The 16,164-nt window shown below is 66.3% G+C and carries 17 protein-coding genes and 2 tRNA genes; 9 read left to right on the forward strand and 10 right to left on the reverse strand.

The annotated features are described in order from the left end of the window. Positions 1 to 109: 109 nt before the first annotated feature. From minC to RZR99_RS04030, 4 genes are all read left to right on the forward strand, one after another. Positions 110 to 904 (forward strand): septum site-determining protein MinC, encoded by a 795-nt coding sequence (gene minC, locus RZR99_RS04015; protein WP_323118632.1) that lies wholly within the window; start codon positions 110 to 112, stop codon positions 902 to 904. Between the two features lie 59 nt (positions 905 to 963). After that, on the forward strand, positions 964 to 1,779 hold the full coding sequence (minD, locus tag RZR99_RS04020) for a septum site-determining protein MinD (RefSeq protein ID WP_323118452.1): 816 nt from the start codon (positions 964 to 966) through the stop codon (positions 1,777 to 1,779). Positions 1,780 to 1,792: 13 nt separating this feature from the next. Next, entirely contained in the window at positions 1,793 to 2,047 is a 255-nt protein-coding gene (minE, locus tag RZR99_RS04025) for a cell division topological specificity factor MinE (protein ID WP_038714060.1), read from the forward strand. Between the two features lie 225 nt (positions 2,048 to 2,272). After that, the gene (locus RZR99_RS04030) at positions 2,273 to 2,542 is read left to right on the forward strand and encodes a hypothetical protein (RefSeq protein ID WP_407655402.1); all 270 of its coding nucleotides are present in this window, start codon (positions 2,273 to 2,275) and stop codon (positions 2,540 to 2,542) included. Positions 2,543 to 2,665: 123 nt separating this feature from the next. On the opposite strand, the gene RZR99_RS04035 is transcribed toward RZR99_RS04030, so the two are convergent. Next, positions 2,666 to 4,198: a chloride channel protein gene (locus tag RZR99_RS04035; protein ID WP_323118453.1), complete on the reverse strand. Its 1,533-nt coding sequence runs from the start codon at positions 4,196 to 4,198 to the stop codon at positions 2,666 to 2,668. Between the two features lie 177 nt (positions 4,199 to 4,375). Here RZR99_RS04035 and waaC point away from each other — a divergent pair, with 177 nt between their 5' ends. Beyond that, positions 4,376 to 5,392, forward strand: coding sequence for a lipopolysaccharide heptosyltransferase I (gene waaC, locus RZR99_RS04040; RefSeq protein WP_323118454.1), 1,017 nt, complete (start codon positions 4,376 to 4,378; stop codon positions 5,390 to 5,392). A 52-nt stretch (positions 5,393 to 5,444) separates the two neighbouring features. Here waaC and RZR99_RS04045 read toward each other — a convergent pair whose 3' ends face one another. The 8 genes from RZR99_RS04045 to rph form a co-directional block, all read right to left on the reverse strand. Further along, the gene (locus RZR99_RS04045) at positions 5,445 to 5,624 is read right to left on the reverse strand and encodes a hypothetical protein (RefSeq protein WP_323118455.1); all 180 of its coding nucleotides are present in this window, start codon (positions 5,622 to 5,624) and stop codon (positions 5,445 to 5,447) included. 119 nt (positions 5,625 to 5,743) lie between these two features. After that, positions 5,744 to 7,054, reverse strand: a complete 1,311-nt coding sequence (locus tag RZR99_RS04050; RefSeq protein ID WP_323118456.1) for an MFS transporter — start codon at positions 7,052 to 7,054, stop codon at positions 5,744 to 5,746. Between the two features lie 357 nt (positions 7,055 to 7,411). Continuing rightward, positions 7,412 to 7,891, reverse strand: a complete 480-nt coding sequence (locus RZR99_RS04055; RefSeq protein ID WP_323118457.1) for an energy transducer TonB family protein — start codon at positions 7,889 to 7,891, stop codon at positions 7,412 to 7,414. 183 nt (positions 7,892 to 8,074) lie between these two features. After that, positions 8,075 to 8,539, reverse strand: a complete 465-nt coding sequence (locus tag RZR99_RS04060) for a GNAT family N-acetyltransferase (RefSeq protein ID WP_323118458.1) — start codon at positions 8,537 to 8,539, stop codon at positions 8,075 to 8,077. A 186-nt stretch (positions 8,540 to 8,725) separates the two neighbouring features. Further along, a tRNA-Ser gene (locus tag RZR99_RS04065) sits at positions 8,726 to 8,813 on the reverse strand. A gap of 49 nt (positions 8,814 to 8,862) precedes the next feature. Continuing rightward, a complete protein-coding gene (gene hemW, locus RZR99_RS04070; protein ID WP_323118459.1) occupies positions 8,863 to 10,077 on the reverse strand; it encodes a radical SAM family heme chaperone HemW in 1,215 nt (404 codons plus the stop codon). After that, the gene (gene rdgB / locus RZR99_RS04075; RefSeq protein ID WP_323118633.1) at positions 10,074 to 10,700 is read right to left on the reverse strand and encodes an RdgB/HAM1 family non-canonical purine NTP pyrophosphatase; all 627 of its coding nucleotides are present in this window, start codon (positions 10,698 to 10,700) and stop codon (positions 10,074 to 10,076) included. The genes hemW and rdgB overlap by 4 nt, the downstream gene beginning before the upstream one ends. A 1-nt stretch (position 10,701) precedes the next feature. Beyond that, entirely contained in the window at positions 10,702 to 11,433 is a 732-nt protein-coding gene (gene rph, locus RZR99_RS04080) for a ribonuclease PH (RefSeq protein ID WP_323118460.1), read from the reverse strand. A 173-nt stretch (positions 11,434 to 11,606) separates the two neighbouring features. Between rph and RZR99_RS04085 the strand changes: the two genes are divergently transcribed. From RZR99_RS04085 to RZR99_RS04100, 4 genes are all read left to right on the forward strand, one after another. After that, positions 11,607 to 12,530, forward strand: a complete 924-nt coding sequence (locus tag RZR99_RS04085; RefSeq protein ID WP_323118461.1) for a YicC/YloC family endoribonuclease — start codon at positions 11,607 to 11,609, stop codon at positions 12,528 to 12,530. A 6-nt stretch (positions 12,531 to 12,536) separates the two neighbouring features. Next, positions 12,537 to 13,217, forward strand: coding sequence for a guanylate kinase (gmk, locus tag RZR99_RS04090; RefSeq protein WP_323118462.1), 681 nt, complete (start codon positions 12,537 to 12,539; stop codon positions 13,215 to 13,217). A 59-nt stretch (positions 13,218 to 13,276) separates the two neighbouring features. Next, on the forward strand, positions 13,277 to 13,480 hold the full coding sequence (gene rpoZ / locus RZR99_RS04095) for a DNA-directed RNA polymerase subunit omega (protein ID WP_006025620.1): 204 nt from the start codon (positions 13,277 to 13,279) through the stop codon (positions 13,478 to 13,480). 68 nt (positions 13,481 to 13,548) lie between these two features. Next, positions 13,549 to 15,912, forward strand: coding sequence for a RelA/SpoT family protein (locus RZR99_RS04100; protein WP_323118463.1), 2,364 nt, complete (start codon positions 13,549 to 13,551; stop codon positions 15,910 to 15,912). 154 nt (positions 15,913 to 16,066) lie between these two features. Here the strand turns inward: RZR99_RS04100 and RZR99_RS04105 are convergent. Next, positions 16,067 to 16,143, reverse strand: a tRNA-Arg gene (locus tag RZR99_RS04105). Positions 16,144 to 16,164 lie beyond the last annotated feature (21 nt).

The following is a 16,164-nucleotide window of genomic DNA, read 5'->3' on the forward strand; positions in this document are numbered from 1 at the left end:
CGTGCGTTCGCGCGGGGCCTGCCGCTCCCCGCCGCGGCGCACATTCCCAAAAATAATGGCTGCGGGCCTGGACGCCTGTAAAATACGCAAAAATTTTTGCAGAACGTCCATGTCGCTTAAAAAATCGCCATTCTTCGAACTACGCAGCGGTTCGGTCGACACGTTGTTGTTCATCGTGAAAACCGCCGATCTCGATGCGCTGCGTACCGAGTTGGCCAAGCGTTTCGAGGCGACTCCCGAGTTTTTCGCCGACGATGTCGTGGCGATCGACGTGCGCCGGCTCGCGGATCACGAACGGGTGTCGCTCGCGGATCTCCGCCAGATGCTGAACGACGTGCGGATGCGCCCGGTCGGCGTGGTGGCCCAGCCCGCCCAGCACGCGTGGGCGGGCGACGGCGGCCTGCCGCTGCTGGAGGCGCGCGACAAGCGCACGCCCCCGGCGAAGGCGGGGAGCGACGAAACCGCCGCTGCAGCGGCAGACAAGACAGACGCGCCGGCCGGCCAGGCCGCGCTCTTCGCCGAAGCCCAGGTGGAACCGCCTGCGGCCGTTGCGCCCACCGCACCGTCGAGTCAGACGCTCGTCATCGACAAGCCGCTGCGGTCAGGCCAGCAGATTTACGCGAAAGGAGACCTCGTGGTGCTGGGCCCCGTCAGTTACGGTGCCGAAGTCATCGCGGAAGGCAACATCCACATCTACGCGCCGTTGCGCGGCCGCGCACTCGCGGGCGTGCACGGCAATCACGACGCGCGCATTTTCTGCACGTGTCTCGAGCCGGAACTGATTTCGATTGCGGGCATCTATCGAACTACTGAGAACCCGCTGCCGGCCGACGTGCTCGGCAAATCGGTGCAGATCCGGCTCGAACAGGAAAAATTGATGATCGAGCCGCTGCGTCTGACGTAAGCACGCGCGACGCGGCAACGGATCGATCGGACCTCATTGACGAACACAGGGTAGGGTAAATGGCAAAAATCATCGTGGTGACTTCGGGCAAGGGCGGCGTGGGCAAGACGACGACCAGCGCGAGCTTTGCTTCGGGGCTGGCGCTGCGCGGCCACAAGACGGCCGTGATCGATTTCGACGTCGGCCTGCGCAACCTCGATCTGATCATGGGCTGCGAGCGCCGCGTGGTGTACGACCTCGTCAACGTGATCCAGGGCGAGGCGAACCTGAACCAGGCGCTCATCAAGGACAAGAAGTGCGAGAACCTGTTCATCCTGCCCGCGTCGCAAACCCGCGACAAGGATGCGCTGACGCGTGAAGGCGTGGAAAAGGTCATCAACGACCTGATCGCGATGGATTTCGAATACATCATCTGCGATTCGCCGGCCGGCATCGAGTCGGGCGCGCTGCACGCGATGTACTTCGCCGACGAGGCGCTGATCGTGACGAACCCGGAAGTGTCGTCGGTGCGCGATTCGGACCGCATTCTCGGCATCCTGTCGTCGAAGACCAAGCGGGCGGTGGAAGGCGGCGAACCGATCCGCGAGCATCTGATGATCACCCGCTACAACCCGAAGCGCGTGAGCGAGGGCGAGATGCTGTCGCTCGAGGACATCAGCGAGATCCTGCGCATCAAGCTGATCGGCGTCGTGCCGGAGTCGGAGGCGGTGCTGCACGCGTCCAACCAGGGTCTGCCGGCGGTGCACCTCGAGGGCACCGACGTCGCGGAAGCGTACAAGGACATCGTCGCGCGCTTCCTCGGCGAGGACAAGCCGCTGCGCTTCACCGATTACCAGAAGCCGGGCCTGCTGCAGCGCCTCTTCGGTAACAAGTAACGGAGGCGCCGTCATGTCGATACTGTCGTTTTTGCTCGGCGAGAAGAAGAAATCCGCCTCCGTCGCCAAGGAGCGGCTGCAGCTCATCATCGCGCACGAGCGGGTGGGGGGCCGTCCGCCTGCCGATTACCTGCCGGCGCTGCAGAAGGAACTCGTGGCCGTCATCTCGAAGTACGTGAAGATTTCCAACGATGACATCCGCGTGAGTCTCGAGCGCCAGGACGATCTGGAAGTGCTCGAGGTCAAGATCGAGATTCCGCAGGCCTGACGTTTCGCTTCACCCCACCGCGCGGCGGCCGGTCCGCCGCGCGCGTCTCTTACGCCCTGTTGCACTTTCGGGGCTGCCGTAATACGGCGTCTGTCCGCCGTTGCGCGACCTCAAGCATTGAACGAATACGGGCTCGTTACGTGTTCGTTCAATCAATCCGGAGGTCGTGATGGCTATCTCTTTTCGTCATGTCGTGGTTCCGCTCGTCGTTGCGATCGCGGGTGCCTGGGCCGTTGCCGCGCCGCTGTCCGCCAGCGCGCGGCGGAGGAAATCATCGTCGTCGCGCCGAGCGCGCCGCCGCCCGTGCGTTACGAGGTCGTGCCCGCTGCGCGGATCGGCTACGTGTGGGATCACGGTCACTGGCGCTGGGAGCACGGCCGCTACGTCTGGATCGGGGGGCACTGGGAAGCCGAGCGCATCGGCATGCACTGGACGGCGGGCCATTGGACGCCGCGCGGACCGAACTGGGTTTGGGTGCGGGGCCACTGGGCCTGAGGGAGAGCGAGATGAAACGGACCTTGTTTGCGCTTGCGCTCGTCGTGATCACGCTGGCGGGCTGCGTGGTGGTGCCGGCGCGGCCGGCGTACTACCGGCCCGCGCCCGTGGTGATCTACTGAGCTAGCGGGATCCGGGCGGCGTGCCGTCCGGGACCGGTTCGGGCGCGTCGGAGGCGGTTTCCGAAGCCGCGCCGGGGCCGGCGTCCTGGGCCGCATCGGCGCTCGCCGCAGGGGCGTCGCCCGGTTCTTCCGTGCGCAGCGTGTCGAGCGGATCGGCGGGCGCCGAGCCGGCGTCTTCCGGCGTGGTGATCGCGCTGGCGACGGGCGACGCAGTGGCGGCAGCGGCCGCCGCGGACGGCGCCGCCGGCTTGAGGTAGCGTTCGGCAAGCGTTTCGTACAGCGGCGGGACGAACAGGCGCGACACGCGACTGGAAATCAGCGCGGTCGCCATCAGCGAGATCACCAGCGCATGACCATTGATCATCTCCATCACGATCACGAACGACGTGATCGGCGACTGCGTGACGGCGGCGAGATAGCCGACCATCGCGAGCGCGATCAGCACCGGCAGGTGCATATCGCTGAACACGAAATGCAGCAGGTTGCCGAAGCCCGCGCCGATCGACAGCGACGGCGCGAAGATCCCGCCCGGGATGCCCGGCAGGTACGATGCGACCATCGAGATCATCTTCAGGAACGGATAGAACGCCGACAGCTGTTCGTGCCCGTCGAGCAGCCCGCGTGCTTCCGCGTAGCCGCTGCCGAAGGTCGTCCCGCCCGAGGCCAGGCCGACGACCGCGATCACGAAGCCGCAGCCGGCCGCGAACGCGATCGGCTGCTCGCGGTAGAGCGCGAGCAGGCGCGGCGGCAGCCAGCGGCTGGTATTGAGCAGCAGCCAGCCGAACAGGCCGCCCGCGATGCCCGTCACGAGCGCGGTCAGCAGGACGGCGACGGCCAGCAGCTTCGGGAAATGCGGGCCGATATCGATCGTGCCGAAGTAGGTGTAGTTGCCGTTCAGGCCGAGCGCGATCACGCCCGCGATGATGATCGCCGTGATCAGCACGCCGCTCGCGCGCGCCGAGAAGCTGCGCGTGAGTTCCTCGATCGCGAACACGATGCCGGCGAGCGGGGTGTTGAACGCGGCCGACAGTCCGGCCGCGGCGCCGGCGAGTACCAGCTGCCGCTCGATCTGCGAGTTCGAACGCGGGTAGAAGCGGCGCAGGTTGAACATCAGCGCGGCGCCGACCTGCACGGTCGGCCCTTCGCGACCGATCGTGAAGCCGCCGAGGATGCCGAGGAACGAAATCAGGATCTTGCCGAACAGGATGCGCAGCGTGAGCAGGCGCGCGCCGAAGGCGCTGGGCCGTGCATGCAGCGTGGCGATCACCTGCGGTATCCCGCTGCCCTCGGCACCGCGGAAGTAACGCCGCGTGAGCCATACGGAAACGGCCGCGATGGCCGGCGTGAGGATGAGCGGCAGCCACACGTAACGATGCTGGAGCGTGCGGAACGTGTCGTAGCCCCAATCGATGAGCCGGGCATACATCACGGCGATGAGACCGACGGCGATCGCGCCGAGCCAGAACACGCCGTACTGGCGCCAGATGCGCTGTGTATGGCGCGTGAGGGCGGGGAACAGGGAGGGGCGTTGCATGGAGCTGCCGCAGGCAAAGACGTAATTATAGGGAGTTGAGGCGGCAGCAGCGCCCGATGCGTCAAGAATCGCAAAAACAGGGAATTTCTGATGAAATTGTAATGCTCCAGTAATGTATGTCGATCTTTGTCTATTTAGAATGTCAAACTAAATGTCCCCGGAGACTTCGATCCCTACATGAAACGTGTCCTCATTGTGAAGGTGACCTCCCTCGGCGACGTCGTCCAGACGCTGCCGGTCGTGGCGGATATTCGCCGCGCGTTTCCTGGCGTGGAGGTTGACTGGGCCGTCGACGAGTCGTGCGCCGACGTCGTCCGCTGGTGCCCGGGCGTGAGCCGGGTGCTGTGCGCGCCGCTGCGGCGTTTCAAGAAGGCGCGCAATCTGGGCGATCTGAAGGCGATCGCCGCATCGATCGGCGAATTGCGCGCGTACCGGTACGACGCGGTGATTGATCTGCACGGCGTGTACAAAAGCGCGATCATTTCGTTTCTCGCCCGCGCGCGGCGCCGCTTCGGCTACCGGAATCCGGACCTCGGCGAGGTGGGCGCGATGTTCGCCTACAGCCACCGCTTCGGGCCGCGTCCCGCCTGCGATGCCTGGCACGGAATGCGCGTGAGCGCCGGCGAAGCGCTGGGCTACGAGCCGCAGGGGCGGGCCGACCACGGGCTGGCGATGCCGCATGACGACGATCTGCCGGTCGCCGGCGTCCGGGCGGAACCGGCGCAGCCGTATGCGTTGTTTTTTCACGCCACGTCGAACGACGACAAGCGCTGGCCGACCGAGCGCTGGGCGGAGCTGGCCCGCGAGCAATTGGCGGGCGGGCTGCGGGTTTGCCTGCCGTGGGGCTCCGCGAGCGAGCATGAGGAAGCGCAGCGGATCGCGCTGCGCGCACCGGGGGCCGAAGTCCTGCCGCGCCTGTCCGTCACGGATCTGGCGCGCAGGATCGATCGCGCGGCGCTGGTGGTGGGCGTCGATACCGGTTTCGTGCACATGGCTCACGCGTTCGGGAAACCGACGGTCGCGATTTTCATCGCGACGTCGCGCCACCATTGCGGTATCGCGGGCTCACCCCAGTCGCTGTCGATCGGCGAGGAAGGCGCGGTGCCGACCGTCGACGAGGTACTGGCCGCGATCGGACGGGTGCGTCCGCATGACGACGCGACCGCCGCCCGCTACAAGGTCGCGGCGATGTAGCGCGGGCCCGCGAGCTTCGCCCCTTTTCCGGGCGGCTCGCGGCGACGGACTGCTAGGACAGCAGTGCTTCGAACGCCAGCACGGCGACGATAGCCGCCAGATTCGCGAGTACGGCCTCGAACGCCACGCCGACCCACGTCTTCGGCTTGAAGTACGTGGCGAGCAGCAGCGCGCAACCCAGCGCGAGCGCAATGATCAGCACGATATCGGAATTTTGCAGGCGGATCGTCATCGCGGGCTCCTGTCGGCTGGTGAGGCCGCCGGCGCGTGCCGGGCACGGCGCGGCGGTCCTCCACGCCTCGAGTATAGGCAGACATGAAAACGCGATGCAAGCCGGGGCGTTTCGACGCTCTAGGTCAGTTTCGCGTCGCGCGTTTCGCGCATCAGCAGCACGCCGACCAGGCTGATGGCCGCCGCGATCGATACATATCCGCCGACCCACGAGAGGCCGCCGCGCGCGGCGAGCAGTTGCGCGATATAGGGGGCGATCGATGCGCCGAGAATGCCGCCCAGGTTATAGGCGACCCCCGCGCCCGTGTAGCGGACGTTGGTTGGGAACAGTTCCGGCAGCAGCGCGCCCATCGGCGCGAACGTGACACCCATCAGGAACAGCTCGATCGTCAGGAACAGCGCGACGAGCGGCATCGACCCGCTGCCCAGCAGCGGCGCCATCGTGAAACCGGACAGCAGTGCGGCGACCGAGCCCGCGATCAGCACCGGTCGGCGGCCGTAGCGGTCGGCGGCCCATGCGGACAGCGGGGTGGCGAGCGCCATGAAGATCACCGCGAAGCACAGCAGGCCCAGGAAGGTCTGGCGCGAGAAATGCAGTGTCGAGACGCCGTACGACAGCGAGAACACCGTCGAGATGTAGAACAGCGTGTAGCAGACCACCATCGCGAGCGCGCCGAGCACCGTAGGCCGCCAATGGCGCGTGACGAGCGTCGCGATCGGCACGCGCACGCGCTCCTGGCGGTCGAGCGCGGCCTGGAACGCCGGGGTTTCGCTGATCTTCAGCCGGACATACAGGCCGACCGCGACGAGCACCGCGCTCACGAGGAACGGAATGCGCCATCCCCAGCTGCGAAACTGCTCGTCGGAGAGCGACAGCGCGAGCGCGAAGAAGAGTCCGTTCGATGCGAGGAAGCCGATCGACGGCCCGAGCTGGGGGAACATGCCGAACCAGCCGCGCTTGCCCGGCGGCGCATGTTCGGTGGCGAGCAGTGCCGCCCCGCCCCATTCGCCGCCGAGGCCGATGCCTTGCCCGAAGCGCAGCACGCACAGCAGTACCGGCGCGAGCGCGCCGATCGAGTCGTAGCCGGGGACGAGGCCGATCGCCGTGGTCGACACGCCCATCACGAGCAGCGATGCGACGAGCGTCGATTTGCGGCCGATCCGGTCGCCGAAATGGCCGAACAGGAACGAGCCGATCGGCCGGGCGATGAACGCGATGCCGAACGTGACGAAGGCGGACAGCGCCTGCGCGGTCGCCGAGCCGTGCGGAAAGAAGACCGGGCCGATCACGAGCGCGGCGGCGGTCGCATAAACATAGAAGTCGTAGAACTCGATCGCGGTGCCGATGAAGCTCGCGAACACGATCCGCTTGTGGCTGACGGTGTGCGCTGCGTCCGGGGCGGCGGCCACGGATGAGGGTGAAGAGGACATGCAAGTCTCCGGTAGTGTGGCGGCGCGGCTGCCGGCCGTTGCGATCCGCCCGGACGGGCGGCGGCCATGCCGCGTCTTTCTGTTGATTCGAACAAGACGGTCAGTCGTGAAACCGGGCGATGCGGCCGTCGGCTCGCGGTCGGCGGCGGATGCGGAACAACGGGCGCGTCGAGGCGCGCAGGGGTGCGGCGTGCTCGGCAGGCGGCCGCACGCGTGATGCGGCCGCCTGCTGTCGGTGCGTTTCGTGGCGAGCCGGGTAGGCGCGCGGGGAAAGCGTGGCCAGGCGGCCGGAAGCAGGTGCCGGAAATTATAACGACGCTTCCCGCGGCGCAGCAACGGCAGCGCGCATCCGGCGCGTCAGTCGAGGGTTTGCGCTTGAGGGGAGGCCATGCTGCGCAACTGGAATTGCCCGTTGTCGTTGAACAGCCAGCTCTCCATCATCTCGACTTCGCCGCGTCCGTCGAGCAGGTGCGCCGGGGGCGGCGGCAGCGGGGCGGCATGGCGCAGCGTCGCGAGCGCGATGCTTTCCGCTTCGTCGTCGCCGTTGCTGCGGTAGACGGCCGAGCGGGTGACCTGCCCACTGCGGTCGACGGTGAACGAGACCACCACCAGCGAGCGCAGCATCGCCTGCGGCGTGCCATGCAGGATGCGCGACGGATTGCGTTCGGCGATGCGCCGTGCGATCGACGCGCGGTACTGGTCGAGTCCGGCCTCGGGCGTCGGCGGCAGGATCAGCATGCCGGGCGGCGGCGTGATCGTGCAGCCGGCAAGCAGCGCGACGATCGACACTACGACGGCGCGGCGCGAGGGAGCGAAGGGGCGGGAAAGAGAGTTCATGAGCGGCGCTCGTCGACGAACCGGCATATCGCCGATTTCATCATAGACACGCTGGCCCGTGAACGCATCGGGACAAACGATTTATTGCGGAACGGGTATCGGCGGCAGCGGGACGGCATGGCGTTTCGAGGCGGACCTCCGACGTCGCATCGCCGCGTCTCGGCACCGTCTCGTGAACCGATGCTAGTCCTGCAGGTTCAGCTTGTAGCCTTCGTGACTGGCGACGAACCCGAGTTTTTCATAGAAGCGGTGCGCGTCCGGGCGGCTCTTGTCCGTGGTCAGTTGAACCAGATGGCAGGCGCGCGCCCGGCATTGCCCGATCGCCCAGTCGAACAACTGCTGGCCGATGCCCGTGCTGCGCAACGGCGCGGCGATCCGGACCGCTTCGATTTGCCCGCGCCACGCGCCCCGGCGGGCAATACCCGGGATGAACGACAGTTGCAGCGTGCCGACGACGGCGTCCCCGTCGATTGCGACGACGAGTTGCTGGTTCGGGTCGGCCTCGATCGCATCGAATGCCGCGAGGTATCGCGCGTCGAGCGGCAGGCCGGCGGATTCGCGCCGGCTACCGAGCGCGTCGTCGGCCAGCAGGGCGACGATGGCGGGAAGGTCGGCGCGCGAGGCAGTGCGAAAAACGATGTCGTTCATGTCGGGTGCTTGCGTCGATGACGGAGGAATGAAAGCGGGTGGAGCGAGCGTCTATTGTCATCGCACGCGGCATCGCTCGCAACGGGGCGTGGAGGCGGTGCGGATCGCACGCGACAATCGGATCGAATGGGGGAAAACGGCGAGGCGGGCGATGCGATCGCCGGTGCGGAACAGCGTAGGGAGATTTGGCGGAAGCGGTGAGATTCGAACTCACGGACAGTTGCCCGTCGCTGGTTTTCAAGACCAGTGCCTTAAACCGCTCGGCCACGCTTCCACGGCCGGCATTGTAACCGAAATGCCGTGCCTGTCATGCGCATCCGCGCTCAATCGTCGCGCAGGAAGAGTTCCTGCAGATCGTTCAGGAAGCGCTGGCCGAGCGGCGTCGGCGCGATGCGTTCGTGATCGCGCGTGATGAGACCGCGCCGTTCCGCTTCCCGCAGCGCCGGCTCGATGGTCGACATTCGCATGCCGGTGCGCTCGGCGAAGCTGTGCACCGGAAAACCCTCGACCAGCCGCAGCGTATTCAGCATGAATTCGAACGGCAGGTCGCGCGGCCCGACTTCGCGTTCTTCCTGCACCGGCGCGCCGGCCCTCGCTTGCTCGACGAAGGTGGCCGGGTGCTTGTAGCGCGCCTGACGCAGGATCCGGTTCGGAAACGACAGCTTCGTATGCGCGCCGGCGCCGATGCCGAGATAGTCGCCGAAGCGCCAGTAGTTCAGGTTGTGCTTGCACTGCCGGTGAGGCTGCGCATAGGCCGACACCTCGTAGCGGCCGTATCCGGCCGTGGCCGTGCGATCGTGGATCCATTCCTGCATGTCGGCGGACGCGTCGTCGTCGGGGACGACGGGGGGGAACTTCGCGAACAGCGTGTTCGGCTCCAGCGTCAGGTGATACAGCGACAGATGCGGCGGCGCGAACGACAGCGCGGTGTCGATATCGGCGCGGCATTCGTCGAGCGTCTGGTTCGGCAGCGCGAACATCAGGTCGAGATTGAAGTTGTCGAACGTGCGCGCCGCGACTTCCACCGCCGCGCGCGCTTGCGCGCCGTCGTGAATGCGGCCGAGCGCCTTCAGGTGCGCGCCGTTGAAGCTTTGGATGCCGACCGACAAGCGGTTCACGCCGCTGGCCCGGAATTGCGCGAACTTGGCGGCCTCGAAGGTGCCGGGATTCGCTTCGAGCGTGATCTCTGCGTCGGCGTCGACCGGCAGCAGCGCGCGCACGTCCGACAGCAGCCGGTCGAGCCCCGCCGCGGAGAGCAGGCTCGGCGTGCCCCCGCCGATGAAGACGGTATGCACCTGCCGGCCCCAGACAAGCGGCAGCGCCTGTTCGAGATCCGCGCGCAGCGCGTCGAGATAGTCGGCTTCGGGGAACGTGTCGCCGCTCCATTCGTGCGAGTTGAAGTCGCAGTACGGGCACTTGCGCACGCACCACGGGAAATGCACGTAGAGCGCGAGCGGCGGCAGCGACGACAGATGGATGCGCCCCGGCGCCGCGAAGGTCGCGACGACGCGCGCGCCGGTGTCGGCCGCGCCGCTCACGAGGCGTCTCCGAGCCGCGCGAGCAGCGTCTTGAGCGCGAGCGCCCGATGGCTCAGCGCGTTCTTGACGGCCGGTTCGAGTTCAGCCGCCGTCGCATTCAGCGCAGGAAGGCGGAAATGCGGGTCGTAGCCGAAGCCATGTTCGCCGCGCGGGGTGTCGACGATCTCGCCGTGCCAGCGGCCTTCCGCGAACAGCGGTTCGGGGTCGTCCGGATGACGCACGAGCGCGAGTACGCAGCAGTAGTACGCGCGCCGGTCGGCGATGCCCTGCAGCTGCGCGACCAGGTACGCGTTGTTGGCGGCGTCGCTCTTCTCGTGTCCGGCGCGTTGCGCATAGCGTGCCGAGTACACGCCCGGCGCGCCGCGCAGCGCGCGCACGCACAGGCCGGAATCGTCGGCGATCGCGGGCAGGCCGGTGAGCCGCGACGCGTGGCGCGCCTTCGTCAGCGCGTTCTCGATGAAGGTCTGGAACGGCTCGTCGGCTTCCGGCACGTCGAGCGCGCCTTGCGGCACGATCTCGATGCCGACCGTCGCGAACAGCGCCGCGAATTCGCGCAGCTTGCCCGGGTTGTTCGATGCGAGGACGATGCGCTTCGGCGCCGCGTCGTCGAGTGCGTTCGGCATGTCAGACACCCAGTGCATCCTTTTGCAGGCGAACCAGCGTCTCGATCCCGCCCTGGGCGAGATCGAGCAGCGTGTTCATTTCGGCGCGCGAGAACGGCGTGCCTTCCGCGGTGCCCTGCACCTCGACGAAACCGCCCGCGCCCGTCATCACGACGTTCATGTCGGTGTCGCACTTCGAATCTTCCGCGTAGTCGAGATCGAGTACGGGCGTGCCGTTGAAGACGCCGACCGAGATCGCCGCGACGTAGTCGGTGATCGGCGAGCGGGTCAGCTTGCCGGCGGCGATCAGCTTCGACACCGCGTCGTGCGCGGCAACGAATGCGCCCGTGATGCTGGCCGTGCGCGTGCCGCCGTCGGCCTGGATCACGTCGCAATCGAGATGCAGCGTGCGCGCGCCGAGCGCTTCGAGATCGAACACGGTGCGCAGCGCGCGGCCGATCAGGCGCTGAATTTCCTGAGTGCGGCCGGTCTGCTTGCCGCGCGCGGCCTCGCGGTCGCTGCGGGTGTGCGTCGCGCGCGGCAGCATGCCGTATTCCGCGGTGAGCCAGCCCTGGCCGCGGTCGCGCAGGAACTCGGGCACGCGTTCGGCGACGCTGGCCGTGCAGAGTACCTTGGTGTCGCCGAATTCGACGAGTACGGAGCCTTCCGCGTGCTTCGTGTAATGGCGCGTGATGCGCACGTCGCGCAGTTGATCGACGCGGCGGCCGCTCGGCCGGGAAAGGGAATTCGTCATGGGAACAATGCGCCGGGAGGGGAAACCATGATTTTAACGCCGAACGGCTCGCGGGCAGTCGAGGCCCGATCGCCAAAAATGGGATAATGGGCGTTTAACGCCTCGCGCCTCGTAAGCGCCGGGCGCCTCGAATCCTCCGGCCGGACAGGCCAACCCAAACGGCGAGACGAACCATGATCTACAGCATGACGGGCTATGCGAACGCAACCCGAGAACTCGTGGCGGCTTCGGGCAACGGCGCCACCAGCGTGTCGGTCGAATTGCGCACGGTGAATTCGCGCTTCCTCGACCTGAATTTCCGCATGTCCGACGATGTCCGCGTGTGCGAGCCGGCATTGCGCGAGATGCTGATGAACAAGCTGTCGCGCGGCAAGGTCGACGTGCGTATCAATCTGCAGCGCAGCGACCAGAACGCGAACGCGGGCGCGCTGAACCAGACGGCGCTGGGCCAGCTGGCCGACCTCGAACGCGCGGTGCTGGACGCGTTTCCCGGCGCCGGCCGGATGCGCGCCGGCGAAATCCTGCGCTGGCCGGGCGTGCTCGCGGAAAGCGGCGTGTCGGCCGACGCGTTGCGCGACGCGGTGCTCGCATGCGGCAAGGAAGCGATCGGCGAACTGGTGGTCGTGCGTTCGCGCGAAGGCGCGCAGCTCGCGTCGATGCTGCTCGCGAACGTCGCCGAGATGGAGGCGATCGTCGCGCGCATCACGCCGCTGGTTCCGGAACTGATCGCGAAGCACCAGCAGAAGATCGTCGAGCGGCTGCAGGAAGCGCTCGGGATTGCCGCACCGGAAGGCAGCGCGCCGGTCGTGTCGCGCGAGGAGGCCGCCGAGCGGATCCGCCAGGAAGTCACGATGTACGGGATCCGCATCGACATCGCCGAGGAGCTGTCGCGCCTGACGGCGCACCTGAACGAAACGCGTCATGTGATCGAGAAGGGCGGCCGGGTCGGCAAGCGCCTCGATTTCATGATGCAGGAACTGAACCGCGAAGCGAACACGCTCGGCTCGAAGGCCGCGGCCAAGGAACTGGCGGACGCATCGATGGCGCTCAAGCTGCTGATCGAGCAGATGCGCGAGCAAGTGCAAAACCTGGAGTAACGCAACATGACTGATTCGACTCACGCTGCCGCTGCGCACACGATGCACGCCGGTATCTATCCCGGCAATCTCTTCATGGTGATCGCGCCGTCGGGCGCGGGCAAGTCCACGCTCGTGAACGCATTGCTGGCAAAAGATTCGGACATCTGCCTATCGATCTCGTACACGACCCGCAAGCCGCGTCCGGGCGAGCAGGACGGCCAGCATTATCATTTCACGACGGTCGACGATTTTCGCGAGCGCCACGCGCGCCACGAGTTTCTCGAGAGCGCCGAAGTGCATGGCAATTACTACGGCACGTCGCGCGTGTGGATCGAGGAGCAGATGAGAAACGGCCACGACGTGCTGCTCGAAATCGATTGGCAGGGCGCGCAGCAGGTGAAGAAACAGTTCCGCAACGCGGTCGGCATCTTCATTCTGCCGCCGTCGCTCGATGCGCTCGAGGAGCGCCTGAAAAAGCGCGGCCAGGACGAGCCGAAGGTCATCACGCGGCGCCTGCTCGCGGCGGGCAGCGAGATCGCGCACGCGTCGGAAGCCGAGTATGTCGTCATCAACGAGAACTTCGACCGGGCGCTCGCCGAGCTGGAACGGATCGTCGCGGCGACGCGTTTGCGCTTCGCTTCGCAATACGCGCGTCACACCGAGCTTTTCATCGAGCTCGGCATCCACCTGCCGCACGCCGAGTAAAGGCGGCGTGCAACGCACATCAGGTAGAATAAGCAACATATTCAGAAGGAATTACCAACATGGCTCGCATTACTGTCGAAGACTGCCTGAAGCAAATCCCGAATCGCTTCGAACTGGCGCTTGCCGCCACCTACCGCGCGCGGCAGCTCGCGCAAGGCCATACGCCGAAGATCGAAAGCCGCGACAAGCCGACGGTCGTCGCGCTGCGCGAGATCGCGGCCGGCCAGGTCGGCGTCGAAATGCTGAAGAAAGTGCCGGTTTAAGGCACACTCAGATTTCGTCAAGCCATGTAATCCCCGCGCAACCGACGTGCTGACCCGAGGAGGCGAATATGAGCACCACCCCATCGTCCGCCTCCGCGGATGCCAGTCCGGCTGAAGTCACGGCCACGTCGCCCGCGCGGCAGTACATCGATGCGGTCCTCGAACAGTCGTTTCGCCATCTGTTCGGGCCGACCGCCACGCCGGAGCAGCCGCGCAAGCACGGCGTCGTTTCGATCGCGAAACTGACGACCGCGCTTGCCGACTATCTCAGTCCGGAAGAAGTCAAAGAGGTCAAGGCCGCGTTCCATTTCAGCGACGAAGCCCACCTCGGTCAATATCGCCAGAGCGGCGAACCCTACATCACCCATCCCGTTGCCGTCGCGGAAATCTGCGCGAGCTGGAAGCTCGACGCGCAGGCCGTCATGGCGGCGCTGCTGCACGACGTGATGGAGGACCAGGGGGTGACGAAGAGCGAGCTTGCCGAGCGCTTCGGTCCCAAGGTCGCCGAGCTGGTCGACGGACTGTCGAAACTCGACAAGATGGAGTTCCGCAGCCGCGAGGAAGCGCAGGCGGAGAATTTCCGCAAGATGCTGCTCGCGATGGCGCGCGACGTACGGGTGATTCTCGTGAAGCTTGCGGATCGCTTGCACAACATGCGCACGCTCGGCGCGGTGCCGATGGAAAAGCGCCGCCGCGTCGCGCGCGAGACGCTCGACATCTACGCGCCGATCGCGCACCGCCTTGGTCTGAACAATACCTATCGCGAGCTGCAGGACATGAGCTTCGCGAATTTCAATCCGCACCGGTACGCGACGCTCGAGAAGGCCGTGAAGGCGGCGCGCGGCAACCGCCGCGAAGTGATCGGCAAGATCCTCGAGGCGGCGCAGCGCACGATGACGGATGCGAAGCTCGGCGCCGAAATCACCGGCCGCGAAAAGACCATCTACAGCATCTACAAGAAGATGCGCGACAAGCAACTGTCGTTCTCGCAGGTGCTCGACGTGTACGGCTTCCGGGTGGTCGTCGAACAGCCGCTCGAGTGCTACACCTGCATCGGCGCGTTGCACGCGCTCTACAAGCCCGTACCGGGCAAGTTCAAGGATTACATCGCGATCCCGAAGGTCAACGGCTATCAGTCGCTGCATACCACGCTCGTCGGGCCGTTCGGCGCGCCGATCGAGTTTCAGGTGCGCACGCGCAAGATGCACGAGATCGCGGAAGCGGGCGTCGCGGCCCACTGGCTGTACAAGAACGGCGGCGCCGACCTGAACGATGTGCAGAAGCGCGCGCACCAGTGGTTGAAGTCGCTGCTCGACATCCAGAGCGAAGCCGGCGATTCGAGCGAATTCCTCGAACACGTGAAGATCGACCTGTTTCCGGATGCGGTCTACGTGTTTACGCCCAAGTCGAAGATCATGGCGCTGCCGCGCGGCGCAACCGCGCTCGACTTCGCCTATTCGATCCACAGCGATCTCGGCAACCAGTGCGTGGCGGTCAAGATCAACAACGAGCTGTTGCCGCTGCGCACCGAACTGAAGAGCGGCGATATCGTCGAGGTGATCACCGCGCCGTATTCGAAACCGAACCCCGCGTGGCTCGGCTTCGTGCGAACCGGCAAGGCCCGCTCGGCGATCCGCCACTACCTGAAGACGATGCGCCTGAACGAGTCGGTGCAGCTCGGCGAGCGTCTCGTCGACCAGAGCCTGAAAGGCTACGGGCTCGCGCTTGCGGATGTCACGCCGGAAGTCTGGGAAAAGCTCGTGCAGTGGACGGGCAACAAGAGCCGCCAGGAAATCTTCGCGGACATCGGCCTCGGCCGCCGTGTCGCGGCGGTGATGGCGAAGCGCATCGAAGTGCTGATGAGCGGTCGCGATGCCGACGACGATTCGCCGCGCGCCGAGCGCGCGCACCATGCGCCGCCTGTCGTGATCACCGGCACGGAGGGCATGTCGGTCCAGTTGTCGGCCTGCTGCCGGCCGATCCCCGGCGACGACATCATGGGCTACATCGGCATCGGCCTCGGGATGGCGATCCACACCACCGATTGCCGCGTCGCGCAGCGGATCCACCGCCGCGATCCGGGGCGCTGGATCGACGTCGCCTGGGCGCCGCAGCCGGGCCGCCTGTTCGACGTCGCGGTGAAGGTGCTGGTGAAGAACACCAAGGGCATCTTCGCGCGGGTGGCGGCCGACATCACGTCGGCCGACGCGAACATCGTTCATATCGCGATGGACGAGGATCTGACGCACGAATCCACGGTGCTGCGCTTCGTGATCCAGGTGAGCGACCGCGTGCACCTGGCGAACGTGATGCGCCGCGTGCGCACCAATCCGGACGTGATGCGGATCATGCGCGAGCGGTCGAGCGACGATGTGGTCCATGCGCGCCACGACGGCGGAATGAGGATCGATCGGGAGCGCCAGGACTATTGAGCGGCGCTTCGGATGGTCGATGTCCGGGAGCGGGGAAACGGTTCGGGAACGGCGGCTGGCTAGCCGCCGTTTTTGTTTGGGTGCGGAAAAGGGCGGCAAGACATGGGCGCGCACCAAAAACAAAGGGCCTTCCCGGAGGAAGGCCCTTCATAAATGGCGCGGCTGGCAGGATTCGAACCCACGACCCCTTGGTTCGTAGCCAAGTACTCTATCCAACTGAGCTACAGCCGCACGCAAAGCGGTACAACTTGA

The organism is Burkholderia alba, assembly GCF_034721475.1.
GTDB classification, from domain to species: Bacteria; Pseudomonadota; Gammaproteobacteria; order Burkholderiales; family Burkholderiaceae; genus Burkholderia; species Burkholderia alba.